The sequence below is a fragment of the Streptomyces noursei ATCC 11455 genome (assembly GCF_001704275.1).
In the GTDB taxonomy this organism is placed as follows: Bacteria; Actinomycetota; Actinomycetes; order Streptomycetales; family Streptomycetaceae; genus Streptomyces; species Streptomyces noursei.
Window position 1 is genome coordinate 481,955 of sequence record NZ_CP011533.1, and the last position, 25,851, is coordinate 507,805.

General features: G+C 69.4%; 23 protein-coding genes and 5 pseudogenes. 15 read left to right on the forward strand and 13 right to left on the reverse strand.

Annotation, left to right across the window (positions count from 1 at the left end; all coding sequences use genetic code 11):
* Positions 1–303 precede the first annotated feature (303 nt).
* Entirely contained in the window at positions 304–1,170 is an 867-nt protein-coding gene (locus SNOUR_RS02095; protein ID WP_067343326.1) for a universal stress protein, read from the forward strand.
* Between the two features lie 972 nt (positions 1,171–2,142).
* Here the strand turns inward: SNOUR_RS02095 and SNOUR_RS42360 are convergent.
* The 3 genes and pseudogenes from SNOUR_RS42360 to SNOUR_RS47845 form a co-directional block, all read right to left on the reverse strand.
* Entirely contained in the window at positions 2,143–3,018 is an 876-nt protein-coding gene (locus SNOUR_RS42360; protein WP_079143317.1) for a universal stress protein, read from the reverse strand.
* A gap of 720 nt (positions 3,019–3,738) precedes the next feature.
* Positions 3,739–4,203, reverse strand: a pseudogene (locus SNOUR_RS02110) (IS110 family transposase); the annotation flags it as partial.
* 98 nt (positions 4,204–4,301) lie between these two features.
* Positions 4,302–5,633 (reverse strand): sensor histidine kinase, encoded by a 1,332-nt coding sequence (locus SNOUR_RS47845; protein WP_312631732.1) that lies wholly within the window; start codon positions 5,631–5,633, stop codon positions 4,302–4,304.
* Positions 5,634–5,988: 355 nt separating this feature from the next.
* Between SNOUR_RS47845 and SNOUR_RS42370 the strand changes: the two genes are divergently transcribed.
* The 3 genes and pseudogenes from SNOUR_RS42370 to SNOUR_RS02125 all read left to right on the forward strand — a co-directional run bounded on the left by SNOUR_RS42370 (position 5,989) and on the right by SNOUR_RS02125 (position 7,903).
* Positions 5,989–6,216, forward strand: a complete 228-nt coding sequence (locus tag SNOUR_RS42370; RefSeq protein WP_079142082.1) for a DUF1918 domain-containing protein — start codon at positions 5,989–5,991, stop codon at positions 6,214–6,216.
* A 402-nt stretch (positions 6,217–6,618) separates the two neighbouring features.
* Positions 6,619–7,251: pseudogene (locus SNOUR_RS02120) on the forward strand (phosphoribosyltransferase); the annotation flags it as partial.
* A gap of 343 nt (positions 7,252–7,594) precedes the next feature.
* On the forward strand, positions 7,595–7,903 hold the full coding sequence (locus tag SNOUR_RS02125) for an Rv3488 family transcriptional regulator (protein WP_067343330.1): 309 nt from the start codon (positions 7,595–7,597) through the stop codon (positions 7,901–7,903).
* Positions 7,904–8,062: 159 nt separating this feature from the next.
* Here SNOUR_RS02125 and SNOUR_RS02130 read toward each other — a convergent pair whose 3' ends face one another.
* Positions 8,063–8,560, reverse strand: a complete 498-nt coding sequence (locus tag SNOUR_RS02130; RefSeq protein WP_067357575.1) for a DoxX family protein — start codon at positions 8,558–8,560, stop codon at positions 8,063–8,065.
* Positions 8,561–8,651: 91 nt separating this feature from the next.
* Complete coding sequence (locus SNOUR_RS02135; RefSeq protein ID WP_067343332.1) at positions 8,652–9,947, reverse strand: APC family permease; 1,296 nt, start codon at positions 9,945–9,947, stop codon at positions 8,652–8,654.
* A gap of 253 nt (positions 9,948–10,200) precedes the next feature.
* Between SNOUR_RS02135 and SNOUR_RS02140 the strand changes: the two genes are divergently transcribed.
* The 7 genes and pseudogenes from SNOUR_RS02140 to SNOUR_RS49125 all read left to right on the forward strand — a co-directional run bounded on the left by SNOUR_RS02140 (position 10,201) and on the right by SNOUR_RS49125 (position 15,512).
* On the forward strand, positions 10,201–11,259 hold the full coding sequence (locus SNOUR_RS02140) for an NAD-dependent epimerase/dehydratase family protein (RefSeq protein WP_067343334.1): 1,059 nt from the start codon (positions 10,201–10,203) through the stop codon (positions 11,257–11,259).
* Positions 11,260–11,308: 49 nt separating this feature from the next.
* A pseudogene (locus tag SNOUR_RS49115) lies at positions 11,309–11,371 on the forward strand (hypothetical protein); the annotation flags it as partial.
* Positions 11,352–11,999, forward strand: a complete 648-nt coding sequence (locus SNOUR_RS02145) for a potassium channel family protein (RefSeq protein ID WP_079142088.1) — start codon at positions 11,352–11,354, stop codon at positions 11,997–11,999. The pseudogene SNOUR_RS49115 and the gene SNOUR_RS02145, both read left to right, overlap by 20 nt.
* A 76-nt stretch (positions 12,000–12,075) precedes the next feature.
* Positions 12,076–12,624, forward strand: coding sequence for a CBS domain-containing protein (locus tag SNOUR_RS02150; RefSeq protein ID WP_312631739.1), 549 nt, complete (start codon positions 12,076–12,078; stop codon positions 12,622–12,624).
* 368 nt (positions 12,625–12,992) lie between these two features.
* A pseudogene (locus tag SNOUR_RS47850) lies at positions 12,993–13,274 on the forward strand (protein disulfide oxidoreductase); the annotation flags it as partial.
* Positions 13,275–13,410: 136 nt separating this feature from the next.
* Positions 13,411–13,461, forward strand: a pseudogene (locus SNOUR_RS49120) (hypothetical protein); the annotation flags it as partial.
* Between the two features lie 59 nt (positions 13,462–13,520).
* Positions 13,521–15,512: a molybdopterin oxidoreductase family protein gene (locus tag SNOUR_RS49125; protein WP_376738577.1), complete on the forward strand. Its 1,992-nt coding sequence runs from the start codon at positions 13,521–13,523 to the stop codon at positions 15,510–15,512.
* Between the two features lie 353 nt (positions 15,513–15,865).
* Here the strand turns inward: SNOUR_RS49125 and SNOUR_RS47870 are convergent, their stop codons facing one another.
* Together SNOUR_RS47870 and SNOUR_RS47875 are read right to left on the reverse strand one after the other, a co-directional pair.
* Positions 15,866–16,126 carry a hypothetical protein gene (locus tag SNOUR_RS47870; protein ID WP_067343338.1) on the reverse strand — a complete coding sequence of 87 codons (261 nt, stop codon included), beginning with the start codon at positions 16,124–16,126 and terminating at the stop codon, positions 15,866–15,868.
* Between the two features lie 64 nt (positions 16,127–16,190).
* Entirely contained in the window at positions 16,191–16,388 is a 198-nt protein-coding gene (locus SNOUR_RS47875) for a hypothetical protein (RefSeq protein ID WP_067343340.1), read from the reverse strand.
* 549 nt (positions 16,389–16,937) lie between these two features.
* Between SNOUR_RS47875 and SNOUR_RS02175 the strand changes: the two genes are divergently transcribed.
* Positions 16,938–17,375 (forward strand): archease, encoded by a 438-nt coding sequence (locus SNOUR_RS02175; RefSeq protein WP_067343342.1) that lies wholly within the window; start codon positions 16,938–16,940, stop codon positions 17,373–17,375.
* Between the two features lie 330 nt (positions 17,376–17,705).
* Here SNOUR_RS02175 and SNOUR_RS02180 read toward each other — a convergent pair whose 3' ends face one another.
* Positions 17,706–19,124: an RtcB family protein gene (locus tag SNOUR_RS02180; protein WP_512700979.1), complete on the reverse strand. Its 1,419-nt coding sequence runs from the start codon at positions 19,122–19,124 to the stop codon at positions 17,706–17,708.
* Between the two features lie 502 nt (positions 19,125–19,626).
* On the opposite strand from SNOUR_RS02180, the gene SNOUR_RS02185 reads away from it, so the two are divergent.
* Positions 19,627–20,058, forward strand: a complete 432-nt coding sequence (locus tag SNOUR_RS02185) for a DUF2267 domain-containing protein (RefSeq protein WP_067343346.1) — start codon at positions 19,627–19,629, stop codon at positions 20,056–20,058.
* 179 nt (positions 20,059–20,237) lie between these two features.
* Here SNOUR_RS02185 and SNOUR_RS02190 read toward each other — a convergent pair whose 3' ends face one another.
* Together SNOUR_RS02190 and SNOUR_RS02195 are read right to left on the reverse strand one after the other, a co-directional pair.
* Entirely contained in the window at positions 20,238–20,717 is a 480-nt protein-coding gene (locus SNOUR_RS02190; RefSeq protein WP_067343348.1) for an Hsp20/alpha crystallin family protein, read from the reverse strand.
* A gap of 445 nt (positions 20,718–21,162) precedes the next feature.
* A complete protein-coding gene (locus tag SNOUR_RS02195) occupies positions 21,163–21,609 on the reverse strand; it encodes a universal stress protein (protein WP_099055784.1) in 447 nt (148 codons plus the stop codon).
* Between the two features lie 882 nt (positions 21,610–22,491).
* Here SNOUR_RS02195 and SNOUR_RS02200 point away from each other — a divergent pair.
* Complete coding sequence (locus tag SNOUR_RS02200) at positions 22,492–23,316, forward strand: IS5 family transposase (RefSeq protein ID WP_067343349.1); 825 nt, start codon at positions 22,492–22,494, stop codon at positions 23,314–23,316.
* Between the two features lie 46 nt (positions 23,317–23,362).
* On the opposite strand, the gene SNOUR_RS02205 is transcribed toward SNOUR_RS02200, so the two are convergent.
* Together SNOUR_RS02205 and SNOUR_RS42390 are read right to left on the reverse strand one after the other, a co-directional pair.
* Entirely contained in the window at positions 23,363–24,262 is a 900-nt protein-coding gene (locus SNOUR_RS02205) for a pyridoxamine 5'-phosphate oxidase family protein (protein ID WP_067343351.1), read from the reverse strand.
* A gap of 293 nt (positions 24,263–24,555) precedes the next feature.
* The gene (locus SNOUR_RS42390; RefSeq protein ID WP_079142090.1) at positions 24,556–25,074 is read right to left on the reverse strand and encodes a transposase; all 519 of its coding nucleotides are present in this window, start codon (positions 25,072–25,074) and stop codon (positions 24,556–24,558) included.
* Between SNOUR_RS42390 and SNOUR_RS45940 the strand changes: the two genes are divergently transcribed.
* A complete protein-coding gene (locus SNOUR_RS45940) occupies positions 25,064–25,204 on the forward strand; it encodes a hypothetical protein (protein WP_159425773.1) in 141 nt (46 codons plus the stop codon). The two genes, SNOUR_RS42390 and SNOUR_RS45940, sit on opposite strands and share 11 nt — an antisense overlap.
* Positions 25,205–25,313: 109 nt before the next feature.
* Here the strand turns inward: SNOUR_RS45940 and SNOUR_RS02210 are convergent, their stop codons facing one another.
* Positions 25,314–25,709 carry a hypothetical protein gene (locus SNOUR_RS02210; RefSeq protein ID WP_159425774.1) on the reverse strand — a complete coding sequence of 132 codons (396 nt, stop codon included), beginning with the start codon at positions 25,707–25,709 and terminating at the stop codon, positions 25,314–25,316.
* Between the last annotated feature and the right edge of the window lie 142 nt (positions 25,710–25,851).

A 25,851-nucleotide genomic window follows, 5' to 3' on the forward strand; every position in this document is an offset into this window, starting at 1 on the left:
GTGGCCGAGCCACGTATACCGGTACCGGCCGCGGTGGAGGCGTGCTGTGGGCGAGGACAGCTGCCGGACGGACGGGGTGCATACACAACTGCACGCACTGTCAGACGACGAGAGGCTGCGGCACCTTCAGGGTGCGATTGCCGGCCCACCCCTGGCCGGTCGTCCGGCGCTACCTCCGGCCGACCGGCCAGAGCGCTCCTCGTCGCGGGGACCGACCGGCCCTCCCGCGAAGCGCGCGCACTGCGCAGTCTGGGAGACACGACGCGCGCGTCCGTCGCGTGGGAGGCAGCCATGACACGCCCCGTGACCGTTGGAGTCGACGGCTCGCCCGCGGGCCTGGCCGCCGCTGACTGGGGTGCCCGCGAGGCGCTGCTCAGAGACCTACCACTGCGACTGATCCACGCCTGGGAGCGGCAGCACCACTCGCACACCTCGCTTCCCTGGCCGGCAGCCCCCAGCCGCTGGTCGGAGGGCATTCCCCTGGTGGTGACCGACCGGCTGCGGCGTCGCTACCCGGGCCTCGACATCACAGCGGACCACATCATCGGCCCGCCGCGCGACGTACTGTGCCGAGCCTCGAAGGGAGCCGAAGCGCTGGTGATCGGCACGGCCGGAGTGGGCAGGTTCGCCGGCTTCCTGCTCAGCTCGGTGAGCATGGCCACCGTCGCCCACGCCGAAGCACCCGTCGTCCTCGTGCGGATCGGGGTTTCAGAAGGACAGCCGCTTCCCGGTGCGGCACCGGGACCGCCCCCTCCGGTGGTGCTCGGATTGGATCTCAGCCGCCCTTGCGGCGAGGTAGTCGACTTTGCCTTCAAGGCCGCAAACGTGCGCGCCACATCCCTGGTAGTTGTGCACGGCTGGAACCCACCGCCGTATTACCTCTACGGACTCGGCGCGGCATTGAAGTTCGGCACCGACCTCTCGGCCGAGGATCGCGAATCCGTACGCCAGGCGCTACAACCGTGGCGGGAACGCTACCCGGGTGTGGAGGTCGTGGCGCAGGCCGTCATCGGCGAGCCCGCACACCACCTGCTCGACGCGGCAGCAAACGCCGCGCTCGTCGTCATCGGACGGCACCGCCGGGCAACCTCGCTGCCCCACATCGGGCATACCGCGCAAGCCGTCCTGCACCACTGCCCCGCCCCGGTCGCCGTCGTCCCACACAGCTGAGCATTGCAGGGCGGGCGTAGACCGCCGTGGGTGTGCCCCAGTCCCAGAAGTCGCCAGTCGTGGGCGGGGCGATAGCGACGGGGCACGGCGCTCGTGAACAGCAGCCCCCACAGGGACAACGCGCCGATCCGCGGGATCAGCTCCGCCTCGTACCAGACGCGTCCCTTGGTCTTCTCGCCAAGCCGCCGGGCAGGACCGAGAGGCGGCGTGGTCGCTTCCGGGGCAACCTCTGCCGGCCCCGCGGCCCGTTCGGGGGGCTTGGACGACGCGGCGTGAGCCACAGCGCCGAGATAGCGCCGCAGCACCTCCTGGCGGTGCTCTTCATCCGGCGACCAGGCCCGACCCGCCACGGCGCGACGGGCTTCCTTCGCAGCGGCATGGCGTTCGAAGTCGCTCACGGCAACCTCCCGACGAACAGGCCCGCCACCTACCAGGCCGGTGTCGCACCGATCCGAGGTGCGCGCCGCCGCGCCTGCCTTCCCAGTCACAGTCGCGCACCGGACAGCACAGCGCGGGCTGCCGCCTCCACATCGATGGCGTCGGTCTTGCCGCGGCGTCGGCGTACTGCCTGGTGCGGCAACGGTGCGGCGGTACGTCTGGTTTCCTCTTCAACGAATTGGGCCAGGCCGCGGGCGCTTTCCAGGAACTGGGCGGGGAAGACGATGGTGGAGTTCTTCTCCGCGACGATCTCGGAGAGGACCTGCGGGTTCCGCAGGTGCAGGGCGACCGGGTGGGCGCTGATGACGTCAGCGGCCCCGGCGAGGCGTTCCGCGCTCAGTGCCTCTCCCCGGTCTGCGATGTTCTTGACGCGCGCAGTCGGCCGTTCTCGTCAACGGGCCTCGCCGATGTTTCAGAGCACCGTGCGGATCGCCGGGAGCCCGGGCGCCGGGGAGCGCCCCTGGTAGAAAGCGTTGAAGTCGACGTCCGACGGATCAAAGTCGAATGTCTCGGCCGTGCCTGTCGTTTCGTCGATCAGTGGGCGGCGGGCACGTGCTCGTGCTCACGTGCCAGGCGTCCGGGAAGCGGGACGGTGATGACGGGGCAGCGGGCGTAGTGGAGCACGCCCTGGCTCACCGAGCCCAGCAGCATGCCGGTGAAGCCGCCGAGCCCCCGGGTTCCCATCACCAGACCGAGTGCATGGACGGACGCCTTGGTGAGCTCTTCCACGGGATGGCCTGTGAGGACTTCGAGGTGCACTTCCACTTCGGGCCAGGACTCGGCACGGCTGGCCACGGTCTCTGACAGCAGGCTGCGGCACTCCTGCTCCGTAGCGGGCTCTTCCGGTGAACCGAGCCGGTGCGGATGCCTTACGTACAGTGCTCGCAAGGCGGCGCCGTGCAGGGCGGCCTCCTGGGAAGCGACGTCGACGGCTACCGCCGAGTGCGCGCTGCCGTCGACCCCGACGACGAAATACCAGGGCTGCTGAGTGAGGTGTTCGGGTTCGGGCACCACGACCACCGGGCAGCGGGCGTGTGCCATCACCGGCAGCGCGACCGAAAGCGGGCTGAACACCTCCTGGACCCGGCTCAGGTGGTAGGAACCCAGCACCACCATGGCGGCGTCCTGGGCCTCCTCCTGCAGCACCCATGCCGGCTTCCCTTCGGCCAGCAGGCTGGAGAGTTCCACCTGCGGCTGCCGCGTTCGAGCAAAGGCCAGCGCCTCCTTGGCCACGTGCTCCCCGGCCGCATTCCCGTAGCCGCCGGTAGGCCCTGTCACGGCGTGGACCAGGTGCAAGGGCACCTGGCGCAGAGCCGCCTCGTCCGCTGCCCAGGCCAGAGCCATCCGCTTGGAGGTATCTGGGGCGACACCGACCACGATTGGTCGGCACAGTTGCGCTGGGGCCGTCATCATCTCCCCGCTACACCTCCAGGTCTTGCCCCTCTCCTCCAGCATGACTCCGTCGGCATGAGGTGTCTCGACGTGCGATGACGGCAGGACATGGTGTGAGTACGGCCGGGCGTTACCGCGTTTCTCAGGCTGGCACCCTGCGGCTCCATGTCCCCGCGCGGCTCCTGGTGCAGCTCCACGTTGGCGCGCGGGCCGCGCAGACCGGCCTGTTGGAAGCAACTCCGGTGCGGTCCGGCACCCTCGGCTTCCACGAGGAGCCTGTCGGTCCAACCCCTCATCCGCGCTGTGATGTACGGGGCGTGAGGCTGGTTGTGGTGTCGCAGCGCGTATTGGCCACGGCCGGTGGACGGTGGGGACGCCACTGCGAAACGTCGAGCCGAGCCGACACTGGACACCATGGCGCGGTGAATTCGGAAGAGACCCGCCATGCCCGATCCGCCACTTCCTTGAGTCTGCTCACCGATAGGTGTGAACTCTCAAAATCGGAGCCGGACCTCCTCGCTCCGGATGACGCAGGCGCAGCACGACGCTTCGACTCCGGGCACGGGTCAGTGCTGCGCCTGCATTCACGCCCTCCTCTGCTCACGTCTTCATGCGCCTCGCAGGTCTCGACGACCGAAACTCTGGCCGCTGACGCCCAGGGACAGGGGAAACACACAAGTGGTGCACCAAACGGTTCCTGAGTGAGCTTCCGAGACGGATCTGCGCATGTCTTGGAAGTAGTTGGCCGCGCAGGCGGTTGATCCGACGGGTGCGGTCTGCGTTCAGGTCGGCCCGACGGCTGGTGAGGACCCGCAGTTCGATGGCGTGCTCGTCGTCCGGCCTCAGGATGGTCAGGTCAGGGCGCATCCGAGCCTGGTCGGCGATGACGGTGGCGTCCTTCGCGTCGGTCTTGCCCGTGCCCCGGTAGCCGGCCGAAGCCCGGTTGACGGCCAGGCCGGGTATGTGGACAAGGTGCTGGCCGTGGTTGAGCAGCACGTTGATCCACAGGGCGGCCATGCCGTCGGCGACGTCTACCGCCCAGACCACGTCCTCGTCGATGGCCAGCACGTCGGCGAGCAGGGCCAGCAGCTCCGGCTCGTCGTTCAGGACTCGCCGCGACAGCAGCCGTGCGCCCTCGGCGTTGAGGACCACGCAGTGGTGATGGGCCTTGCCGATGTCCGTACCCGTCCAGATCTGGGCCACCGGTTCCTCCGGTCGTTCGCTGTTGCGCTGTTCTCCCGGACGACCTCGCCGGCGTGGTCCTACTCGGAGATCCGCCCGAAGGCGTTCGCAGCTCCTGGTCAGCGGCCGAGTCGTCGTGAGACACCGGGCGGCCAGGTGGATGGAACCATCGAGGGCAACCGCTTGGAAGCCATACCTGGTGTCTCTGGGTCTCTGGACCTTACGACGGCCCGTCCAACCCACGAACAAGGTAGGACCGATCGGTCGGCATGATCAGCGAGGCAGACCTCGCTCACCGCCTGCCGAAGGACCAGGTGGGCCACTTCGTAGAGGTCGTCTGCGCGACCGCCTAACCGGTGCAGTGCCGACTTATAAACTTGATCAGCTGCCTGAGGAGGCGAGGGAACTCCTGGCTTCGGCGGGGTGCCAGGCTGCAGTAGGACAGCCGGCCGCAGGAGACGCAGTTCCCAGGCGGCCGGCTGCCAGTCCAGGTCACGTGAGAAATAGCGTCTGGTCCCCGGAGGCCACCAGCCAAATGCCGTCGTGTCATAGGTCGTTGGCCTGGAACAACAGCCGGATGGCACGTCGCACCAGCAGTCGGCAATCGGGAACCATGGCTGCGTGAACCCCAGTACGTGTGACGCCTCTTCCGTCGCGTTGACGGTTTGGGATCGAAGCCCTTTCCTGCCCCGCACCGGATCGGGGGTACGCAGCCCGAAGACGGTGGACCTGATGATCTTGATGGTTTCGTCCAGGTCCTCCACCGCGCGCAACAGCCGATCACTCGCCTCCGGGTGGTCGACGAAACGGATCGCGCTCTGCAATGTCATCCCGGTGGCGAACAGCCGCTGGATCGCCAGGTCGTGCGGATCGCGCGCGATCCGCTCCCGATCCCTGAGCAGCGCCACCTGGCCCGCAGCGATGCGCCGCTCCGCCAGCTCCATTGCCAGCGCGGCCTGACCGGCGAAGGTCAGCAGCGGCCCCGTCTCCGGCTCCGTGAACGATTCGCGTCCCTGCAGCCGGGCCAGTTGCAGGACTCCGCGTACCCGCTCACCGGTAGCCATCGGGACCGCGACGGCGGGCCCCAGCCCCGACCAGCGCGGCGGACCGACGGTGACCCTGGGGTCGTGCTCGATGTCATGGCTGATCAACGGGCCCTTGGCGGTGATCGCCGCGCCCGCGAACGACCCACGGCGGGGAAGAACCAGGCCGCGGTGGGCTACGGCGTCGACACCGGACGCCAGCTCCACGCGCAGACGGTCGCCGTCGACAGGCATGACCAGGACGCCGAGATCAGCGGAGAGGATGCGCACCGCGTGGCCGACGATCATCGCGAGCACATGCGTCTCCTCGGCATCCGGCAACAGCCCGGCGACGATCTCGCTGTTGGCCTCCAGCCACTGCTGGCGGTAGCGGGCCTCCTCGTAGAGCCGGGCGTGCTCGACGGCCACCCCCGCCGCCACCGCCAGCGCAAGCCTCCGCAGCAGCCGGAATCGGTGGTCCCGCCACACCGCTCACGGTAGTGCGACGAGCCGACGGGCACCTGGCGGCCGAGGCCCTCGTGTGCCCGACTCCGTAGTACGAAGTGGCATCGGAGTCGTTGCCGCTCGGTCCGCACAGCGGCGGCAGGACAGCGTCTGCCCGACGGGCCACGCCCGTCCTGCGGCATGATTCGGCATCTTGCTCCGAGCCCGTCATGGCCCCATAGCCCCCGCAAGTGCCCAGACGGCCCATCGGCGCGACCCGCCTCCCGGAGTCACCCTGGACACGGAGAAGAAAGCGAGACAGGAAACGAGGTGAGCCACGATGAAAGCGCATGAAGGAGACATGCTGCGGTTCACCGGCAGAACCGTGGGAACGCCCGAGCACCATGCGACCGTCGTGCGCGTGCTGGGCCCGAACGGCGAACCGCCCTATCAGGTTCGCTACGAAGACGGTCACGAGGCAGAGATCTTCCCTGGCCCCGGTTGCGTGATCGAGACCCATCCAGCACACGATGCCTCGTTCGGGCAGCCGCATCGGGAGAGGAGATGACCGCGCTCGCCGATGGCGGGAGCACGTCCGCTCGGCCTGCCTGTGGAGCCAAGCTCCCGTTGCACAGAGCGGCACGAGGATCGACGGCGACACGATCGAGGGGTACCAGTGCCCCCGAGAACCGGCACGGGTGGTTGCTGCTGGCCAAGTCGGGCTGGAAGCGCGTCGACACCATACGTGTACGCCGTCTTTTCAGCTGACACCGGCAGGCCGACTTGCTGTCGCAAGCGTGCCGAGTCCAGCTGTGAAGACTTCGCGCCACGTTATCGGCTCCGGATCCAGAACGAGAGAGCAATGCGCGCCGCAGCGAGGCGCGTTCGTTCTCCACCGGAGTAAGGATGGACATGCGGGGGACGTTGCCCGCCGTGCTCTGCCATGTCCCCCCGGCAAGGAGGCCGGATCGTGTTCTTCACGGACCGTCGAGACGCCGGTCGACAGCTGGCGGCGAGACTCAAACACCTCAAAGGCGCCGATGTCGTGGTCCTGGGGCTACCCCGCGGAGGCGTCCCGGTCGCCGCGGAAGTCGCCAGGGCGCTGGGCGCGCCGTTGGACGTCTGCCTGGTGCGGAAGCTGCGCGTGCCGTTCCAACCGGAACTCGGGATGGGGGCGATCGGTGAAGGCGGGGTCCGCGTCATCAACGACGAGGTGGTGCGCGCCACCCGTGTCACCCCGGACGAGCTGGCCCAGGTCGAGGCATGTGAGCGGGACGCCCTGGAGGCCCGCGCCCGGCACTACCGGGGTGGACGTGAACCGACGCCTGTCACAGGCCGCACCGTGTTGGTCGTCGACGACGGGGTGGCCACGGGGTCGACGGCACGGGCGGCCTGTCAGATCGCCCGCGCCCGCGGTGCCGTACGGATCGTGCTGGCAGTTCCCGTGGCACCTCACGGCTGGACCGCACGGTTGGGTGGGGACGCCGACGAGTTGCTGTGCATGCACACGCCGTGGACCTTCTACGCGATCGGGCAGTTCTACGCCGACTTCTCCCAGATCGACGACGACGAGGTCGTCGCCTGCCTGGAGGAGAGACTCCCCCGCCCAGTGAGCACCCGCCGAACTCCGCCAGGTCATGCCGCGCCCTAGCTACTTGCCTCTGAAACAGGTTGGGCTGGTGACGGGGGACAAAGTTGTTGGCCGGCACCAGACCGTCGGCCCGCCGTTGGTCACAGCCCCACCGGCTGAGGGTGGTCATCCGTTGGGGGTTGTAGGCGAAGACTCCGAATCCGTTCCACGTGGCTGGTATCGCGTCGCAGCCCGGCGCATCGCCGGGAGCCTCACCCGGCCCGTGCCGCGCCGGTGACCGGACCTGGCCCGGCGTAAGATCGGATGCCGATATCGGCTTCGTCATAGCCGGGACAGGCGGGGAGGCAGGACCAGGGTGAGGGAGTTCCAGCGGGGAGCCGTGCGGCTGCACATCCTGCATCACGCGGCCGAAAGGGAGATCCACGGTGCGTGGATGACGGAGGAATTGGCTTCCCATGGTTACCAGATCAGCCCGGGCACGCTGTACCCGACGCTCCACCGGCTGGAGGCGGACGGCCTGCTGGAATCCGAGCAGCATGTGGTCGACGGCCGCATGCGACGCATCTACCGTGCAACCGCCGCCGGCCGGAAGGCCCTGGCCGAGGACCGCAAGGCGCTGCGTGAGCTGGCCCGCGAAGTCCTCGGCGACGACGAGGTGCGTTAACGAGCACCGAGTCAACTGACGCGTATGCGAGGGTGACGCGCCAGTACCGACCTGCGCAGCGCGAGTCATGGGGAGACGCAGAGGTTCACGCGGGCTCCCGAGGAAGCGGCCCTGGTCGGCGGACCAACCCCCGCGAAACGTGGCTTCGGCCTCTGTTCGTCACTCCTGCCCGGCGGCGGCAGGACGGACGCGACGGCGGTGCAAGCTCGCGTCGAGGGAGAGGGCGCCTGCGCCGACGATGAACAGGAAGAGGCTGCCGCACAGCTGCGCGAAGTCCAGGCGGGCCTCGTGCGCCAAGTCCCACCAGCCCGACTCCCCGCGGAACAACCCGGAACCGCCCCACAGGATCGGCACCTTGGTGATCAGGAGTGCGCCGAGCATGTCCACGACCATGGGTACCACCGCGAGCCGAGTGAGCAGCCCGACCAGGACCAGCACCCCGCAGACGATCTCGAACACCCCGTCCAGCAGGGCGAAGAAGTCCGGCGCGGGAATGCCGGCTTTGTCGAACCGGCCCGTGCCCAGCGCATGGGAGCGCAGGAACTTCAGGATCCCCTCGACAAGGAAGACCGCACCTACGTACAGGCGGATAAGGACGACCGAGGCTGGTGCGGTGGTCCCTGTGAGCTTCGCCATCCAGTCGCCAAGCTGTGCCATGCCGTCGGCCCCTTCGCCGTCGAAGGCGTATCGGATACCGATATCGTCCCGCGTCGTGCCCGGGAGCGGGCGGTTGTCACGCCCGTTCGGCTTACCCCACCGCACCGGCCCGCCGCTGCCGCCGCTCGCCGAGCGCGCGCCGGAACCCGTAGGCGGCGGCGCCGACCACGACGACCGCCGCACCATAGATCATCGAGGAGACCGGCAGGGCGAAGGCGAGCACCAGGCAGCCGACCAGGCCGACGGCCGGGACGATGCGCGGCGGGCGTCCCTCATCCGAAGACAGCGTCCACGCCGAGACGTTGGCGATGGCGTAGTACACGAGCACCCCGAAGGATGAGAAGCCGATCGCCCCGCGCACGTCCACCAGGGTCGCAAGCGCCACCACGACCAGACCGACCGTGATCTCGGCCCGGTGCGGCACCGCGAACCTCGGGTGCACCGCGGACAGGGCGTGCGGCAGGTGCCGGTCACGGGCCATCGCCAACGTGGTGCGGGAGACGCCGAGGATCAGCGCCAGCAGCGAGCCGAGCGCGGCCACGGCCGCACCGGCACGGACCACAGGCACCAGCCAGTCGATGCCCGTCGCGCGCGCGGTGTCCGTCAGCGGCGCGGGCGCATGCGCGAGCCCCGCCGGACCGAGCACCATCAGGGCGGCGACGGCAACCACGGCATAGACGGCGAGCGTGATGCCCAGCGCCAACGGGATCGCACGAGGGATGGTGCGCGCCGGGTCGCGCACCTCCTCGCCGAGGGTGGCGATGCGCGCGTACCCGGCAAAGGCGAAGAACAACAGGCCCGCTGCCTGGAGTACCCCGCCGACGGTGGCGTCGGCGCCCACGTCCAGCCGCCCGGCGTCCGCGCCGGACGAGGTGAGGGCGGCCACCACCACCGCGGCGAGCACGGCCAGCACTACGGCGACGATCACGCGGGTGAGCCAGGCCGACTTCTGCACCCCTCGGTAGTTGACCGCAGTCAGCGCCACCACAGCGGCCACCGCCACCGCATGCGCCTGACCTGGCCAGACATACGAACCGACGGTCAAGGCCATCGCCGCACAGGAAGCAGTCTTGCCCACCACGAATGCCCACCCGGCCAGGTACCCCCAGAAGGCGCCGAGGCGCTCCCGCCCGTAGACGTACGTCCCGCCAGACGCCGGATAGCGGGCGGCCAGCCGTGCCGATGAGGTCGCATTGCAGTACGCGACCACGGCAGCCAACGCCAGCCCCAGCAGCAGACCGGAACCGGCTGCGCGTGCGGCCGGAGCCAGAGCGGCGAAGATCCCCGCCCCGATCATCGACCCCAGGCCGATGACCACGGCGTCGAACACTCCCAGCCGCCGCAGCAACTCCCCCGACGGCCCGGCCGCGGTCGGTGACGTGCTCATACGGCTTGCCCTCCGCATCATGCGAACAATTACGTCATCCGATATCGGCACACGATATATGCCCACGGGCTGCTAATGCGACGCGTACCGCGAGGAAACGACTCGCCGCACAGGTGCGGGGCCCGGACAGCCCGTGGAAACGTGCGGCCTGCGGGGCGTTGTGAGATCGTGCGACGCCGTCGCTGCCGTCTTACGGTGGCAGTGAGGGGGTGGACGCGAGTCTTCACCTCACGCCGAAAGGCGGGCGTTACGCATGGCATCTCCTGGCATGCGGGTGGTGGTCGTCGGGGCCACCGGCAACGTAGGCACGAGCGTCATCCTGGCACTCGGTGCGGAGCCGGGCATCGAGTCGATCCTGGGGCTGGCCCGACGGCTTCCGCGGTGGTCTCCGGCGAAGACCGGGTGGGCGAGCGTGGACATCGCGGACGACAACACGGACCTGGCCGGTCACTTCGTCGGCGCCGACGCCGTCATCCACCTGGCGTGGCTGTTCCAGCCCACGCACCACCCGGCGACGACCTGGCGCACGAACGTGCAGGGCAGTACTCGGGTCTTCGAGGCCGCGGCCACGGCCGACGTACCCGCCCTGATCTACGCGTCCTTCGTCGGAGCCTACTCGCCGGGCCCCAAGGACCGTGCCGTGGACGAGTCCTGGCCCACCGACGGTTGGCCGGAGTCGATGCTGTGCCGGGAGAAGGCGTACGTCGAGCGTGTCCTGGACACCTTCGAACTCCAACACCCCAAGACCCGGGTGGTGCGGTTGCGGCCCGGTTTCATGCTCAAGCGCGAATCCGCAGGCGAGCAGCACCGCCTCTTCCGCGGCCCGTTGGTGCCCAAGCACCTGACCCGGCCGGAGCACATGCCCGCGTTCCCGGCCATCCCCGGCATGCGGTACCAGGTCCTGCACACCGACGACGCGGCCGAGGCGTGCCGGCAAGCCGCCGTGCGCACGGTCCACGGCGCGTTCAACCTGGCGGCCGAACCGGTCGTGGATGCGGCCGTGTTGGGCGAGATGTTCAGCGCACGCACTTTCCCGATGCCGGGCTGGCCGGCTCGGGCCGCGGTCTCCGCAGCCTGGCGCACGCATCTGCTGCGCACGCCTCCGTCCCTGTTCGACGCCGTCCTGCACTTCCCGATCATGGATACCTCGCGGGCGCAGCGGGAACTGGACTGGACGCCGCGGTACACGGCCCAGGAGGCGCTGCGGGTGTGGCTGGCCGGTCTGCACGAGAACGCGAGCCTGCCCACCCCACCGCTGGCCTCCACGGCACGGCGCTCGCGCGAGGCCGAGACCAGGGTGGTCGGTGCTTGATCGGGAGCCGGCCGCCGCAACCGGACCGGCCGGCCCCCTCCTGCAGACCGTGCCGCCGGCGGAGGTCTTCGCCGCGCTGGGCACCTCGCCGCGTGGGCTCACCGCGGCCGAGGCGACGGCGAGGCGGGACCGCTGCGGCCCCAACGAGCTGCCGCACGCCCGCCGGCGGCGGCCGACTGGGCTCCCAGATCGCCCAGGTGCTCTCCGCCGCCCAGAACGACGTCACCCTCGTCGACCGCAACGAGGACCGCATCGCCGAACTCGCGGGCCGCCGCACCGTACGTCTTGAGGCCGGCGACGCCTGCCAGGCCGATGTCCTCGAGCACGCCGGAGCCCTCACCGCCGACGTCGTCATCGCCACCACCGGCGACGACGCGGACAACCTCCTCATCAGCCTGCCCGCCAAGCGCCGGTTCGCTGTTCCGCGGGTCGCCGCCCGCGTCAACGACACCGAGAACACCTGGCTGTTCGACCACCGCTGGGGCGTCGACGTCCCCGTACCCGCCGCCACCCCGCTGATCTCCCTCATCGAGGAGGCCACCGGAGCCACCGATACCGTCGCACTGCTCCGCCTCAGCAAGGCAGGCGTCAATGTCGTCGAAACCGCGATCACGCCGCAGTCCCGTGCGGCCGGACGAGCCCTTGCCGATATCGCGCTCCCCGCCGGTACCGTCATCGCCACCGTCGACTTCCTGAGCTTCGTCGGGGCCCTCTGCGAACGACGGGGGCAGGATCGTTGACAAGGCCAGGCCACCCTGTCCCTCAGTACACTGGTGGACAGCGCCGACTTCCTCGTCGCCCGCACGGTGACGGGCCATGACCGAACGTGCCAGGCCGCCTTCGCTCATCGTGTTCGTGGGGTACGCGACTCCACGTTCCGCCAGGGAGATCGTGGTCGAAACCGAAAGGAGCCGGCCGATGAACGTCTCAAAGGTGATGAGTGCTCCGGCGGTGGCCGTTCCGGTCGGGACGCATCTGCGGGAAGCGGCCCGCCAGATGGAAGAGTACGGGGTTGGTTGCCTGGTGGTCACGGACGGCGGGAGGCTGCAAGGCATCGTCACCGACCGCGACCTCGCGGTGCGCATGCTGACCAGGGGGCTGGACGCGGAGGAGCGGGTGGATGCGGTGATGACCCTGCCCGTGATCACGGTGGATGTGACCGACGACGTTCACGACGCATACCGGGCCTTCCGTAATTCCGGGGTACGCCGCCTGCCCGTACTGGACGGGCGGCGGCCCGTAGGCATGCTGACCGTGGACGACCTGCTCATGGACGTCTTCCAGCGAGTGGGCGATCTGCTGGGCCCGGTGGCCTGGAGCATGGTGGAGGGATCAGCCGGGTCGTGCACCACGGATCAGAGCTGAATGCCGCCTGGGCGTGCCGGCGCGCGACGGTCGCGGTAAACCCGTACGCCGAGGCGTTCGGAGACACCGGGCCGCGCTGCCCGGACCGTGCCGGTCCCCGGATGCGGCGCCCCGCGACCACCGTGACGATGAGGGCATGGTGCCCGTCCCTTCCGCCGACCGTTTCGACGCCTTCCGGGCTCTCGCCGACCGGCGGGGGAGGCCCGGAGACCGGTTGATGGAACACCTGGCCCGGGCCCGGGCAGTAACGGCGGACAGTCCTGAGACCTGGGCGCCGGTCATCGCGGCCGGAGTCGGCCTGCCGGCCGCTGCCGCGCTCGGGCCGGCCGAGTACTACGCGGACCTGACCACCCCGCACGGCCGCCGCCATGTGCGGGTGTGCGCCGCCACGGCTTGCTTCGCCGCGAGCGGCGGCCGGCACAGCCGGCTTCCAGGTGGCCGCGAAATGGGCCGCGACAGGCCAGTCACCCGACACCGTGGTCGTCGTCAACGGGGACGAGGGCGATCCGGGCTCCTTCGCCGACCGCCTGCTGATGGAGCGCGATCCGGCCCGGGTGCTGGAGGGCCTGGCGCTGGCCTGCTTCGCCTGTGGCGCCCGGCAGGCAGTGGTGCTGGTGCGTTCGGAGTATCCCCGCGCAGTGGCCCGGATGCGGGAAGCAGTCGACCGGGCCTATGAGGACGGACACTTCGGTGTGGCGGTGCACGACAGCGGGGTGACATTGGACGTCGAGGTCGCGAGGTGCGGGTTCGTATGCCGCGGGCGAGGAGACCGCCCTGATCGCGAGCCTGGAGGGGAGCCGGGGCTGTGCCCGGCCGCGCCCCCCGTATCCCGCGAATCGTGGTTTGCGGGATACGCCGACGGTGGTCAACAACGTGGAGACACTGGCGACCGTCCCGTGGATCGTCGCGCACGGTGGCGCCGCCTATGCCCGGCGCGGGGCGCCCGGCGAGCCCGGTACGAAGCTGGTCTGTCTGTCCGAGCGATTCGCCCGCCCGGGCTGTTACGAGGTGGAACTCGGTACACCGGTCGAACGGATCGTCACGGAGCTGGGTGGCGGTCTGCGGAGCGATGTCGATCTGGCGGTCCTTCAGGTCGGCGGACCGCCGGGCGGTTTCCCGTCTCCTCGGCCCGCGCGGCCGGGGTCGAGCACTACCTCGCCCAGAAGTTCCTCCGGGTCGCGATCGGCACCAACAACGTCGACAACTGTTCGCGGCTGTGCCACTCCCCGTCCGCCGCCGGCCTGTCCGCCTCCTTCGGGCTCCCCGGCGGCACCGACTCCTTCGACGACGTCGAGCGGGCCGACTGCGTGCTCGTGGTAGGAGCCAACCCGGTCGAGTCCCACCCGGTGATCGGTGCGCGCCTGCTGCAACGCGAGCTGCGCGGAGCCCGGTTGATCGTCGCCGACCCCCGTTCCGTCGGCCTGGCCACGTACGCCGATATGCATCTGCGGTTGCGCCCCGGCACCAATGTCGCGCTGTGCCACGGGCTCGCCCACGTCCTGCTCGCCGAAGGACTGATGGACGAGCGGTTCCTGCACGAACGGGCCGCCGGACTGCCGGAATTCACCGAGCTGCTCGCCGACTACCCGCCCGACCGGGTCGCGGACATCACCGGCGTCCCCGCCTCGGACCTGGTCGCGGCTGCCCGCCTCTATGGACGCGCCGAGCGGCCCGCCATCGCCTACGGCCTCGGAGTCACCGAGCATCTGCACGGCACCGACGGTGTACGGGCCCTGGCCAATCTGGCGATCCTGCGCGGGGCGGTCGGCACCGGCCGCGGATACGGCGTCAACCCGCTGCGCGGCCAGAACAACGTCCAGGGCGCCTCCGACATGGGCGCGCTGCCCGACACCCTCCCCGGGTACGGGAAGGTGACCGACCCGGCCGTCCGGTCACGTGCCGAGGAAGTATGGAGGGCACGGGTCCCGGCCCGCCCCGGACTGCGGATCCCGCAGATGTTCGCGGCGGCACGAGCCGGGGACCTGCGCGCACTGTGGGTCATCGGGGAGGACGTCTGCGCCACCGACCCCGATACGAACCGGGTGGCCGAAGCCCTGCGCGCCGGCCCGCTCGTCATCTGCAACGAACTCTTTCTCTCTGAGACCGCACTCCACGCGGACATCGTCCTGCCGGTCGCCTCCTGGCTGGAGAAGGACGGCATCTTCGTCAACTTCGACCGCCGGTTCCAGCGGGTCCGTGCAGCCGTCTCGCCACCGGGGCAGGCCCGTACGGACTTCGAGACCGTACACGCGGTGGCCTCTGCCATGGGCGTCGATCTCGGTTGCCCCACCCCGGCCGCCGCGCTGGACGAGTGCGGACTGCTCGCTCCCGTCTTCGCGGGGCTCTCGCACGGCCGGCTGGACCGCGCGGGGGCGATCCCGTGGCCCTGCCCGTACGCCGACCAGCCGGGCGAAGCCACGTTGTACACGGGACGGTTCGCTACCGCGGACGGACGTGCGCACCTCGCGTCCTGCCCCTACCTGCCGCCGGGTGAGGAGGCCGACGACGACTACCCGCTGATCATGGTCACCGGGCGGCGGCTGGCCCACTACAACTCCGGCGGCATGACCCGGCGCACGGCCAACCTCCTGCTGGAGTCCGCCGACTGGCTGGACCTCCACCCCGATGACGCGGACCGCTACGACCTGCGGGACGGCGAACCCGTCACGGTGGAAAGCCGCCACGGCCGGGCGCGGCTGCTCGCCCGAGTCAGCAGCGAGGTGAACCCGGGGCAGGTCTTCTGCGCGTTCCACTTTCCGGCCCACGGAGTGAACCGGTTGACCTCCAGCCATGCGGACACCGTCACGTCGTGCCCCGAATACAAGGTCACCGCTGTACGGGTGACCCGGTACCCCGCACAGCAAGACGCAGCTACTGCGCCCGGGTGACGACAGTCGGCGGCCGGGCCGTCCGCTCCGGAGCCGGAGCGGACGGCCCGGTTCCTCGTCGGAATCCCGGTCGAAGGCGCCCGGCTTGGGCCTGAATCCGGCGGGGCCTGGCGGACCGTGGTCAGCGTGCCTCACCCGCTCCGTCCAGGAGTCGATCGACATCAACCGCACACAGCCCGGCTGTCATCGTGTCATCGGCGGGCATGGCGACCGGAGAACGCGTCGCACCACCTGTGGCGGCTGCCCGCTGCACAGTGCCGTGGTGATCGTGGTCTTCGCAGCGGTGGGCGCCCGCGCCCACGACCAGGAGAGAACGTCCTGGTCCGCTGGCTGCTTGACCGCGTCACGGTCAGTCACTCGCCGTGGTAGAGCCTGTCGACGTCGACCAGGAGGACCTCTCCCCTGGCTTCCGCGGCCCGCAGTTCCGGGCCGAACCCGATCCCGCTGTAACACGCCGGCGTGGCCCCGTTGACGTCCTCGCCGGAAGCTCCGAGGACGGACAGAACATGGCGCAGCCGTTCCAGGTGCTGGATGTCCATGGTCTCGTTCCAGCGGGCGAGTCCGACCGAGAGCAGGACACCGGGCCGTCCCTTGACGTTCCCTCGTACCGCCACGTCGACATCGAGTGTTCCGCAGCATGGCCAGGGTATGGGACACGTCAGGCAGCTGGGCTCCGACTCATTCGGCGATCCCACCGGGTGTGGAACGGCCGGCGGCGATCGCGACCAGCACGGAGTGGGACAGCGCCCGGTCCGCGTCGTTCTCTTCCTCCAGCAGATTGCGCGCCTCCCAGAACAGGGGGACGCGTGGGTTGAGGACGGTTCTGCACACCCAGGCGTCGAAGTCATCCGGGCCGGCAGGGGTGTCATCACACACAAGGTCGCCTCGATAGGCGGGAGTTCCGCCCACGATGGCGTGCACCTGGACGGCAAGCCGTGGGGATCGGATGCCCCAGAATCGCGCTGCCTCGCGGAAGCCGAAGGGCTGAACCAGGAGTTCCTGTCCCCGAGACCAGGCCGAGCGTGGCTCCAGGGCGTGGATCACTCACGAAGTCAGTCAGAGCGGTCCACTCGACCTCCCGGCCGAACACTTGATCGGGTTTCGCCGGATGGGCGGCAACACCCCGGACGGGCCAGCCGGCAGGGGCGTCGCGGTGCCCGGTCGGATTCCGGACTGTGGTTTCGGCGGCAGATCACCTCGATGTCACCGGTCCTGGCCTGGTCGGCCTGCGGCCACTCGGTCACCGCCGTGCCACTCCCCGTGGGGACGCAGCGCGTGGCATGGTGCGAGGGTCGTAGAAGTCATCGTCGGCTGCGACTGGCTGCTTCCGGGCGCCTTCGGCCGCAGCCCGGCTACCGTCAGCCGCCTCACCGACCCGGCCGGGTCGCCGGTCTGAGGGCGGACCATCACACGAGGGAGGCGCGAATGGAACGGCCACAAGACCCCGCGCGGCTCGGCGGGCACCGCGACGTTCCACACACCGCCGATCTGCGGGTCGAGGCATGGGGCCCGACCCGTGAGGTGTGCCTGGCGCAGGCCGTGCGGGGCGTCTGCGAGTCCTTCCTGGACATGGCGGGCGCGGTCGGTGTGCGCCAGAGGGATGTCGTGGTGCGCGGGGACACGAACGAGGACTTGCTGGTGGCCCTGTTGGAAGAGGTCATCTACTGGCTTGACGCCCACGACGAGGTCCCGATCGAGGTAGAGCTGACCGCCGTCCATGAGGGGCTGCAGGCCCGGCTGTGCATGGCGGAGATCGGATCGCTTCCGGTGACGGGGGCTGCGCCGAAAGCAGCCACCCTCCATGAGCTGGCGTTCGATCGCGGGCCGGATGGTTGGCGGTGCTCGGTCACGCTCGACGTGTGACCGCTCGTCTCCACACCCTTGTCGTCCTTGCTTACGCCTCTTCGGCTCAGCGGCAGACCAGTCGGATCGGGCCGCTGTTGGCCTCAGTCCTGCTGAGCGCCACCCGTCCGTGACCCGGACCGCGGCCGAGCCGGGGACCGGGCCGAGGGCGCGGGTCAGAACGTCGGTCCTGGTCTCCTCGGTGACGGTGATGTCTCGCCGCACGACGCATGCGCCTTGGCCCGGTCGCCGAGCGGCCGGTGCGCCCCGGGCGGATGCCCCCAGTGCGGTTGCCGGCACAGTGGGCAACGGCTACCCGTCGGTGGCGCCATGTGGCCGTACCGCCTGGAGTCATCCTTTGACGACGCCGAGCGGAATCAGCCGGGCGACCAGCCGGGCCAGCCCGGCGCCTTCGGTGGCGGTGGCGACCGCGTCGACGTCCTTGTACGCGGCGGGGGTCTCCTCCGCGAGACCGCGCCAGGAGGACGGCCGGACAGCGATGCCGCGGGACGCGAGTGCATCACGCACCTGCTCCCCGCGGACCTCGCGCAGTGCCCGATGCCGACTCCAGACCCGTCCCGCGCCGTGACAGGCGGAGAAGAACGCGTCGTTGTCGGGCGTGCCGACCATGACGTACGAGGCGGTGCCCATCGTGCCGGGCACGAGGACGGGCTGGCCGAACTCGGCAAGGTCCTCCGGCAGGCCAGGGTGACCGGGCGGGAGGGCGAGGGTGGCGCCCTTGCGGTGGACGCAGAGCTGGCGTGGCGCGCCGTCCACCTCATGGGTCTCGATCTTGGCCATGTTGTGGGAGACGTCGTACACCAGGTCCACGCTCACGCCGGTGGTGACGGTGAACGCACGGCGTGCGGTCTCGGTGAGCAGCTGCCGGTTGGCGCGGCCGTAGTTGGCGGCGGCGGCCATTGCCCCGAGGTAGTCGCGGCCGGGTGGAGAGACGACGGGCGCGCAGGCCAGCTGCCGGTCCGGGACCTCGATGCCATAGGCGCGCAGTGAGTGGTCCATGACCCGGACGTGATCGGTGCACACTTGGTGTCCGAGGCCGCGGGAGCCGCAGTGGATCATCACGCAGACCTGGCCGGCCCGCAGGCCGAAGGCGGTCGCCGTCCTTTCGTCGTAGACCCGGTCCACTGCCTGGACTTCCAGGAAGTGGTTGCCCGAGCCGAGGCTGCCCACCTGGTGCAGCCCACGCTCCACCGCACGCTGCCCGACCTGCTCCGGGTCGGCACCCGCCAGCGCTCCATGGTCCTCACAGCGGTCCAGATCGCGCGGGACGCCGTGGCCGCGTTCCACCGCGTACCGGGCACCGCCGGTGAGGAGCTTTTCCATCTGCGCGCGTCCGGACAACTTCCACAGCCCGCCGCGTCCCATGCCGCGCGGGGTGGTGTCCCCGAGTATGTCCATCAGCTCGTTCAGACGCGGGGCCAGCTCGGCCTGCTGGATGCCGACGGCCAGCAGCCGGACACCGCAGGAGATGTCGAAGCCGACGCCACCCGGCGAGACCACTCCGCCCGCGTCGACGTCCGTGGCGGCGACCCCGCCGATGGGAAAGCCGTACCCCCAGTGCACATCGGGCATGGCGAAGGAGGCACGGACGATGCCGGGCAGCGTCGCCACGTTCACCACCTGCTCCAGCGCTCTGTCACCTGCCGCCTGGGGCAGCAGCCCACGGCTGGCGAAGACGACACCGGGCACGCGCATGGCGCCCCGCTCGTCGATGCGGAACCGGAAGGGGCCCTCTTCAGTCACCGTCACGTCCATGCCGTGCTCGCCGAGTCTTCCTGGCCCGCCTCAGGGGCCGGCTGGAGAGGTGAGTGGCTCACGCATGCCTCGCCGCGATACTTGACCGGGACGACGTCCGCGAGAAGTACTCCTCCGCGGACGGCCCGGGTGCCAGAAGCTCAAGACGTCTCCCGCCTGTCCTCACGCGAAGTGCGCGCGGCTGGCTCTCTTCCACTGTGCCCCCGCTCGGAGCACGACGCACGACGCGTCTGTGCACCCCTTCCATGCTCCGACGGCCAGGCTCCGGTGGTGCCGTGCGGATGATGCGGCTGCCAACCAGCTCGGCCCGTCCTAGCATGGAGCCCTGGGCAGGGGAAACGAGAAGCCACCAGGACACCACCGATGCTCATGGGGGACTCCACCGGGTCTGGGCTGCCCTGTCCTTCTGAACATGTGCCTTCGCGTCCACGGAGGAGGCCGCTCCGCATTCGGCGGAGCAGATGGGTTCCACCGGCAGACCGGGGAAGGAACGTCCATGCCCCCTACGCACACAGCTGACTTCGAGCACGCCATCCACAGCGCGAACATCTGGCTCAAAGCGGTGTCGGAGGCCTTGGAGACGGACAACCGCCACCTCGCCCACCGCGTCCTGCGTACGTGGCTGCACATGTGCCGTGACAGGCTCACCGTCGACGTGGCCGCGCACTTCGCCGCGCAACTGCCCGAGTTGCTGCGGGGCGTCTACTACGACGGCTGGGACCCCAGTGTCGTACCGGTCAAGTACGACCGCCAGGGCTACATCGACCGCTTCGTCCGGGAGGCCAGGGTCCCCGCTGAGGATGTCCCCCGGATCGCCGCCGCGGTCACCGGCGTCGTACGCAAGCACGTCTCACCCGGGCACCTGGAAGCAGTGCTGGAACAACTCCCCCACGACGTCCGTGCCTTGCTTCTCCAGCCGACTGCTTGACCGACGACACGAGACAGCGGGCGTCGCCACAAGCCGGGGACTGCCGACCAACCCGGCAGGCACGCCCCTCGCACGGTGTGCGGGTCGTGGAGGGATCCCGCACCGTCGCCCACCACGGCAGCGTCGTGGTCGGTCCCCGGCGGCGGGACGGATGGCGCCCCGCCGCCGACAGCGCGTCCTCAGCTTTGAGTGATCTCGATGTGCCGCGGCCCGGTGCCCTGGCTCTTGGGGATGGTGACGGTCAGTATCCCGTTGGTCAGGGTGGCGGTGATGTCGTCGGCCTTGACCTCGGCGGGCAGGAGCGCACGGTACTCGAATCGACCGGTGCGCCGGGTGCTGCGGCGCAGGACACCTTCCCGCTCACACTCCTTGTACTCGCCGGTAATGTGAAGCTGCCGTTCGCCGACCTCGACGTCGATGTCCTCGCGTTTGATCCCGGCCAGTTCGGCCTCGACCACATAGCTGTCTTCCGTCTCGTGCATGTCGGCCGGCGGCGCCCAGGCCCCTGCCATGGAAGGCGTGTCGCCGGCGTTCTCCAGGAATTGATTCATCCGCTCGAACAGATCACTGAACTCCGCGGCGAAGGGCTCTTCCCAGCGAATGGTGGGGAAATGCCGTTCCAGGAGCCAGCCGGGACGGTGACGTATAGGCAAAGTCATCGCGGTTCACCTCCGCGAAGCGACGGAACCAGGTCACCCTCCATGCTGGGCTGCCTCCACATTCCTCGCGACTCAGCCACCCGGGGGATCCGCTCCAAAGCGGCCGGCTGGCTGTCCACCCCTACGTGCGGGACAACCTGGCCAAGAAACTCCGCGACATGCAGAAAGGCGCCAGACAGCCGGGCGTCGTTCGCGGGGTTCCCGGAGAAATCCGCGCCTAGCTGCCAAGGTCACGCTGACGAAGGCACCGGGCCCCTGCCGTCGGCGAGTTCCGCGGTGGTGAAGGCTGCGTTGTCCGGACCGTGGGCTCTGCCGCCAGCATGGCGTAGGACTCCCCCGCTCTCATCGCAGCACCCCCATGCAGCCGCTGCCGACCGCGCGACGCCGCCGACCGCCTCCTCCAGCCCCTGGACCACCGTCCCGCCGCTGACCGAGAGGGGCTGGCTCACCGGGTTCCCGGGCCGGGGATGATGACGACCGGACACACTGCGTGCTGGACGCAGTGCTGGCCGACGGAACCCAGCAGCGCTTCACTGAACCCGCCATGCCCCCGGTTGCCCACGACCAGCAGGTCCGCCCCGTGCGCGGCGTCGAGCAGGACACGCGCCGGGTTGCCTTCGATGACGCGCGGTGTGATCGGGACGTGCCGATCGGGACCGATGGCAACGTCGATTGCCTCGGTAAGGATTCCGCGGGCGTTGTCTTCGAAGTTGAAGGATTCCTCGGTGGGAGGAGCCCATCCCCACCAGGAGTACGGGAGCTGCCAGGCGTAGACCGCCTCAACGGCGGCGCCGGTCAGCTCGGCCTGGCCGACCGCCCACCCTAGGGCAGCCTTCGACGGCGCTGATCCATCGACACCGACAACGATTCGACGGCCGGGTGCCATGCTCATCTCGCACCTCCCTGGTCCCTCCGCCGCCGACTCGGCCTCCACACAGCGCACTTGTCGGTGCCACTCGGCGAGGCTCACCTCCGCTGCATGGACCCGGTCGCCTCCCATACTGATCGCCGTGTCCTCACCCAGCGACTCGGGCACCGCAGCGCCGGCCGCCGGCGCCCCGGAGGTTCCCACACTCCAAGCCATCGTGGCCCGATCGCGGTGAGCATGCCGCGCAGCCGACACTGCCACACCTCATAGCCGGCACCGCCACAGACAGCCGTCGTCTCTGGGGACCGTGCCGGCCATCTCAGCAACCTTCCAAACCATAGGGCCGCGTCGTCACGCCGACGGCCAGCACACCGCGCCGCCTGACGTTCGCCGCGGGACTCAGCGCAGTGGCTGGCTGCCTGACCGTGGCGGCCGACGGTCAGGGCTGCCACCCGCCCCGCAAGGCCGACTTGCTCCCGCTGCCGGAACTGCTCGCACAGTTCAAGCCCCTGAGCTGTGATGTCGTCGAGACGGTCCTTGCCGACCAGGAAAGACCATGGACTGGTCCCGGGGCTTGCGGCACCTGAGGCCGGCACCGGCTGCCGTGTTCTGGTGGCACCGGATGCCGCAAGGAAGAAATGCGCTCTGAGTGAGCGTTTGATTCGCTTGGCGGCCAGTTCATGGTGATTTCTGGAGGCCAGGCATGAGCGCCAACCCAAGCGATCCGTCGGAAATATGGCTTCTGCGGCAATCAGCAGGCCAGTTGTGCGCCGGTTTCCACACCCAAACTCCCGTCTCATTTAGAAATCTACCGGTTCACGCGAGCTTGAGAACGCACGCCCCGGTGCAACGGACACCCCTGCACACGCCCTGCCCAGGTCGGCCACCACCACATACCCAGGCATCATGCAGCCCTCACGGCCCTACCCAAGCGACCTGTCCGACGCCCGCTGGGAACTCATCCGCCCCACCCTCGAAGCCTGGCGTCAGGCCCGCAACGGCATCCGCAAGCCCACCCACGACCTGCGCACCCTGATGAACGCCATTCTCTACGTCGACCGCACCGGCATCCCCTGGCGCTACCTGCCCCACGACTTCCCTCCCCACCAGACCGTCTACGGCTACTTCGCCCTCTGGGAAGCCGACGGGATCTTCGACCAGCTCACCGGCCTGTTACGCGGCAAAGTCCGCCAGGCCGAAGGCCGCTCGAGCCACCCCAGCGCCTGCCTGATCGACAGCCAGAGCATCAAAACCTCCGCCACCGTCCACCTGACCAGCCAAGGCATCGACCCGGCAAAGAAAATCATCGGTCGCAAGCGGCACATCGTCACCGACACCCTCGGCCTCCTACTGGCCGTGACCGTCACCGCCGCGAGCGTCCACGACTCCGCCGCCGGCACCCAACTCCTGACTCAAGTCCGCCAGCGCCACCCCACCATCACCAAAGCCTGGGCCGACAACGGCTACAAGACCAAAGCCGTGGAGCAAGCTGCCAACCTCGGCATCGACCTCGAAATCGTTCAACGCGACCCCACCACCCGCGGCTTCCACGTCCAGCCCCGCCGCTGGGTCATCGAACGCACCCTCGGCTGGCTCATGCACCACCGCCGCCTGGCCCGCGACTACGAAACCCACCCACACCGATCAGCCGCCATGATCCAACTGGCCGCCATCAACCTCATGACCCGCCGCCTCACCCACGAAGCCACCACCAACTGGCGCGACAGCTAAGCCAAATGAAACAGACAACTGAGAATCAAACGCTCACTGAGCGTGGCTACTCCTGATCGGCCGGACTGATACGACGCCCTGTGAGGCGCACGGGCTGGATCGACACCCACATCTCGCGTTCGCCACCTGCCCACGGCTCGCTGTGAGCCAGCTCCGCCAGGCGTCGCACCGTGTCAGGCTCAGTGACGACCTGCGCCGGGCCGACGGCAAGCACGCTCCAACCCTGACTCATGGTCTCGTCCACGTGATCCACCTCGAACGCGACTTCCGTCCCCACTGCCGCCGCAGGGGCCGAATCCGGGGCTGTCCGGAACGCGATCGCATCGTCGATGACCTCGTAGTTCACTGGGAGAACGGCCGGGCCGTCGGGCGTCGACACTGCGACGCGCCCCACCCCGTGCGTGGAAAGCCGGGCGCGGCACTCGTCGGGGTCGAGGTCTCGCAGCTGGGGGTGGAGGAGCGCCTGGCCCTGGCCGGGAGGCAGATCGGCACCGCCCCCGCGCAGACCTTCGACGCTCGTGCCGAGCGCCGAAGCCAGCCGGATCAGGCTCGCCAGGCTTGGGGCGACCGGCCGTTCTTCGAGGTACGCCAGGTAGTCCGGTGCCATTCTGGCGCGGCGAGCGGTTTCCGCTCGGGACAGTCCTTGCTGCCTGCGCTCCGCAGCGATGCGTCGGCCGATGCCCCCGGAATCGGGTGCGCCGACCAGCCGGGGCCTACCGGGGCTGTCCCCCACCTGTTCTTCCTGCCCTGCGGGCCGGTGCTCGATGTGGCGGACGTGCGCGTCGGGTCCGGGGTACACGAGCGTCACCTCGTCCGTATCCGACCAGCGCACGTCGTAGGGCGGGGTTCCGTCCGAGTGGTGAATTCCGACGATCTCGCCGTCACGCTTGGTGACACCAGTGGACGGGCTTTCGACAATGAGCTGATCGCCGAGTTGAGCGCGCATGACGCCACCGTTTCCTCACGGCCTCACATTGTTACCGTACCCAACGGTGCCACGCACACCGTGCCACCGCATGGGCCGAGAGACCCTGGTCCGGGCGGCAGGACAGGCCAGTCTCGCGCTGCCTGGCAGGGAGAGTCGCCGACTCAGCACCGAGCGGTGCGGAGTCAGTGCCTGGGACAGACCTGACCTGCTATGGGGCTTGCGGCGCCCTGACACTCCTCCACGACGGGGGTGTGTACCCGGGCGTCTGTGCGACCGCACTGCTCAAGCCGGGGCCACGTGATCCGACACGGTTACCTGCAAGAGGTGGCGGGATACCTCGTGGCGGACTCCTTGCCGACTGCCTGATCCACCGCTTCGAGGACCGCCTCGGCTCCATCGGTGCCGAGCACCAGGGGAATCACGACGCGCACTTGTCCCGCGCATGCCACCCTTGCCGCCAGTTGCACGCCAACCGCATGTGACGCAGGCGCATTTGGGGTACTCCTCGAATGAGAAGCGCACTCTTCAGCTCGCCGGCGGCGGCGCTCGCCCGTCTCGTGCCTGCCATCGTCGGCCGCACGGCCGCCGACGCAAGGGGACGGCGTCGGCCTCCGCCGCCATTCCAGGCGCGTGTACAGCGTCCGCCAGGAACCGTAGCGCTCCGGCACGTCCCGCCAGGACGTGCCGGTCCGCAGCTTCCATACGATCCCGTTCAGCACCCGCCGGTCGCCCGACCGCGGCCTGCCCGCCACCCCCGAAGCGGGCAGGAACCGCGACAACACAGCCCACTCGGCATCCGAAAGCTCATGACGACGCACCATGACCGACATGACCCCTCATCACTTAATCGGCTTTGAAGGCGACTCCCAGGCCAGCCTGCAGCCCATCGCAGGTCAGTCCGCGCTGCGGTTCGCCGACGGCGAGGGTTTGCCGCCGAAGCACCAGGTGAAACGACCCTGACCAAGGGGAGCTGTGCAGAGGCCGGCTACCCGATGGCACTGAGGAGTTGTGGGTCACGCGGCGTCCGCAGCCACGAGTGCGCTTCACGGCTCCGGTGGCCGCTGACGGATCAGTAGAGGAAAGCCGGGGTCTGGATGAACTCGTAGCCCTCGTTTGCGTTCTTGCCGTTGAAGAAGATCTGCAGCTCACCGCGGTACTGGTGACCTGGCGTCGGGTTGGGGAGGGTGAAGTTGCCGGTCAACCGGTCGCAGCGCGTCAGTGCCTGCCCCCACGACCACCCCGTGGTGTCATCGTGCGCGACCAGACGGGCCTTGCAGTCGACCCCATGGCCTTCGGAAGTGATACGGGCCGCAAAGAGGATTCCTTCGGCCACAGTCACGCACACCTGCTTCGTTTCCGGCCCGGTACAGCCACCGCCCGAGGACGCCGCAGCGACTCCCGCGGTTCCGGTGACCACCGCACCCGCCATCGCGGTGGCAGCAACAGCTGAGACAGCGGTTCGCATCAATCCATGAAGAGTCATAAGTTCTCCTGTCGAGGTATTTGATATGGCATACGCCGGAACGAGTGTGGTGAGCATAGAGCGGCCGGGGACGTGTTCACCTGCGCTTTTCCGTGATGCTCTCAACAGCCGCTGAGTTGAAGGC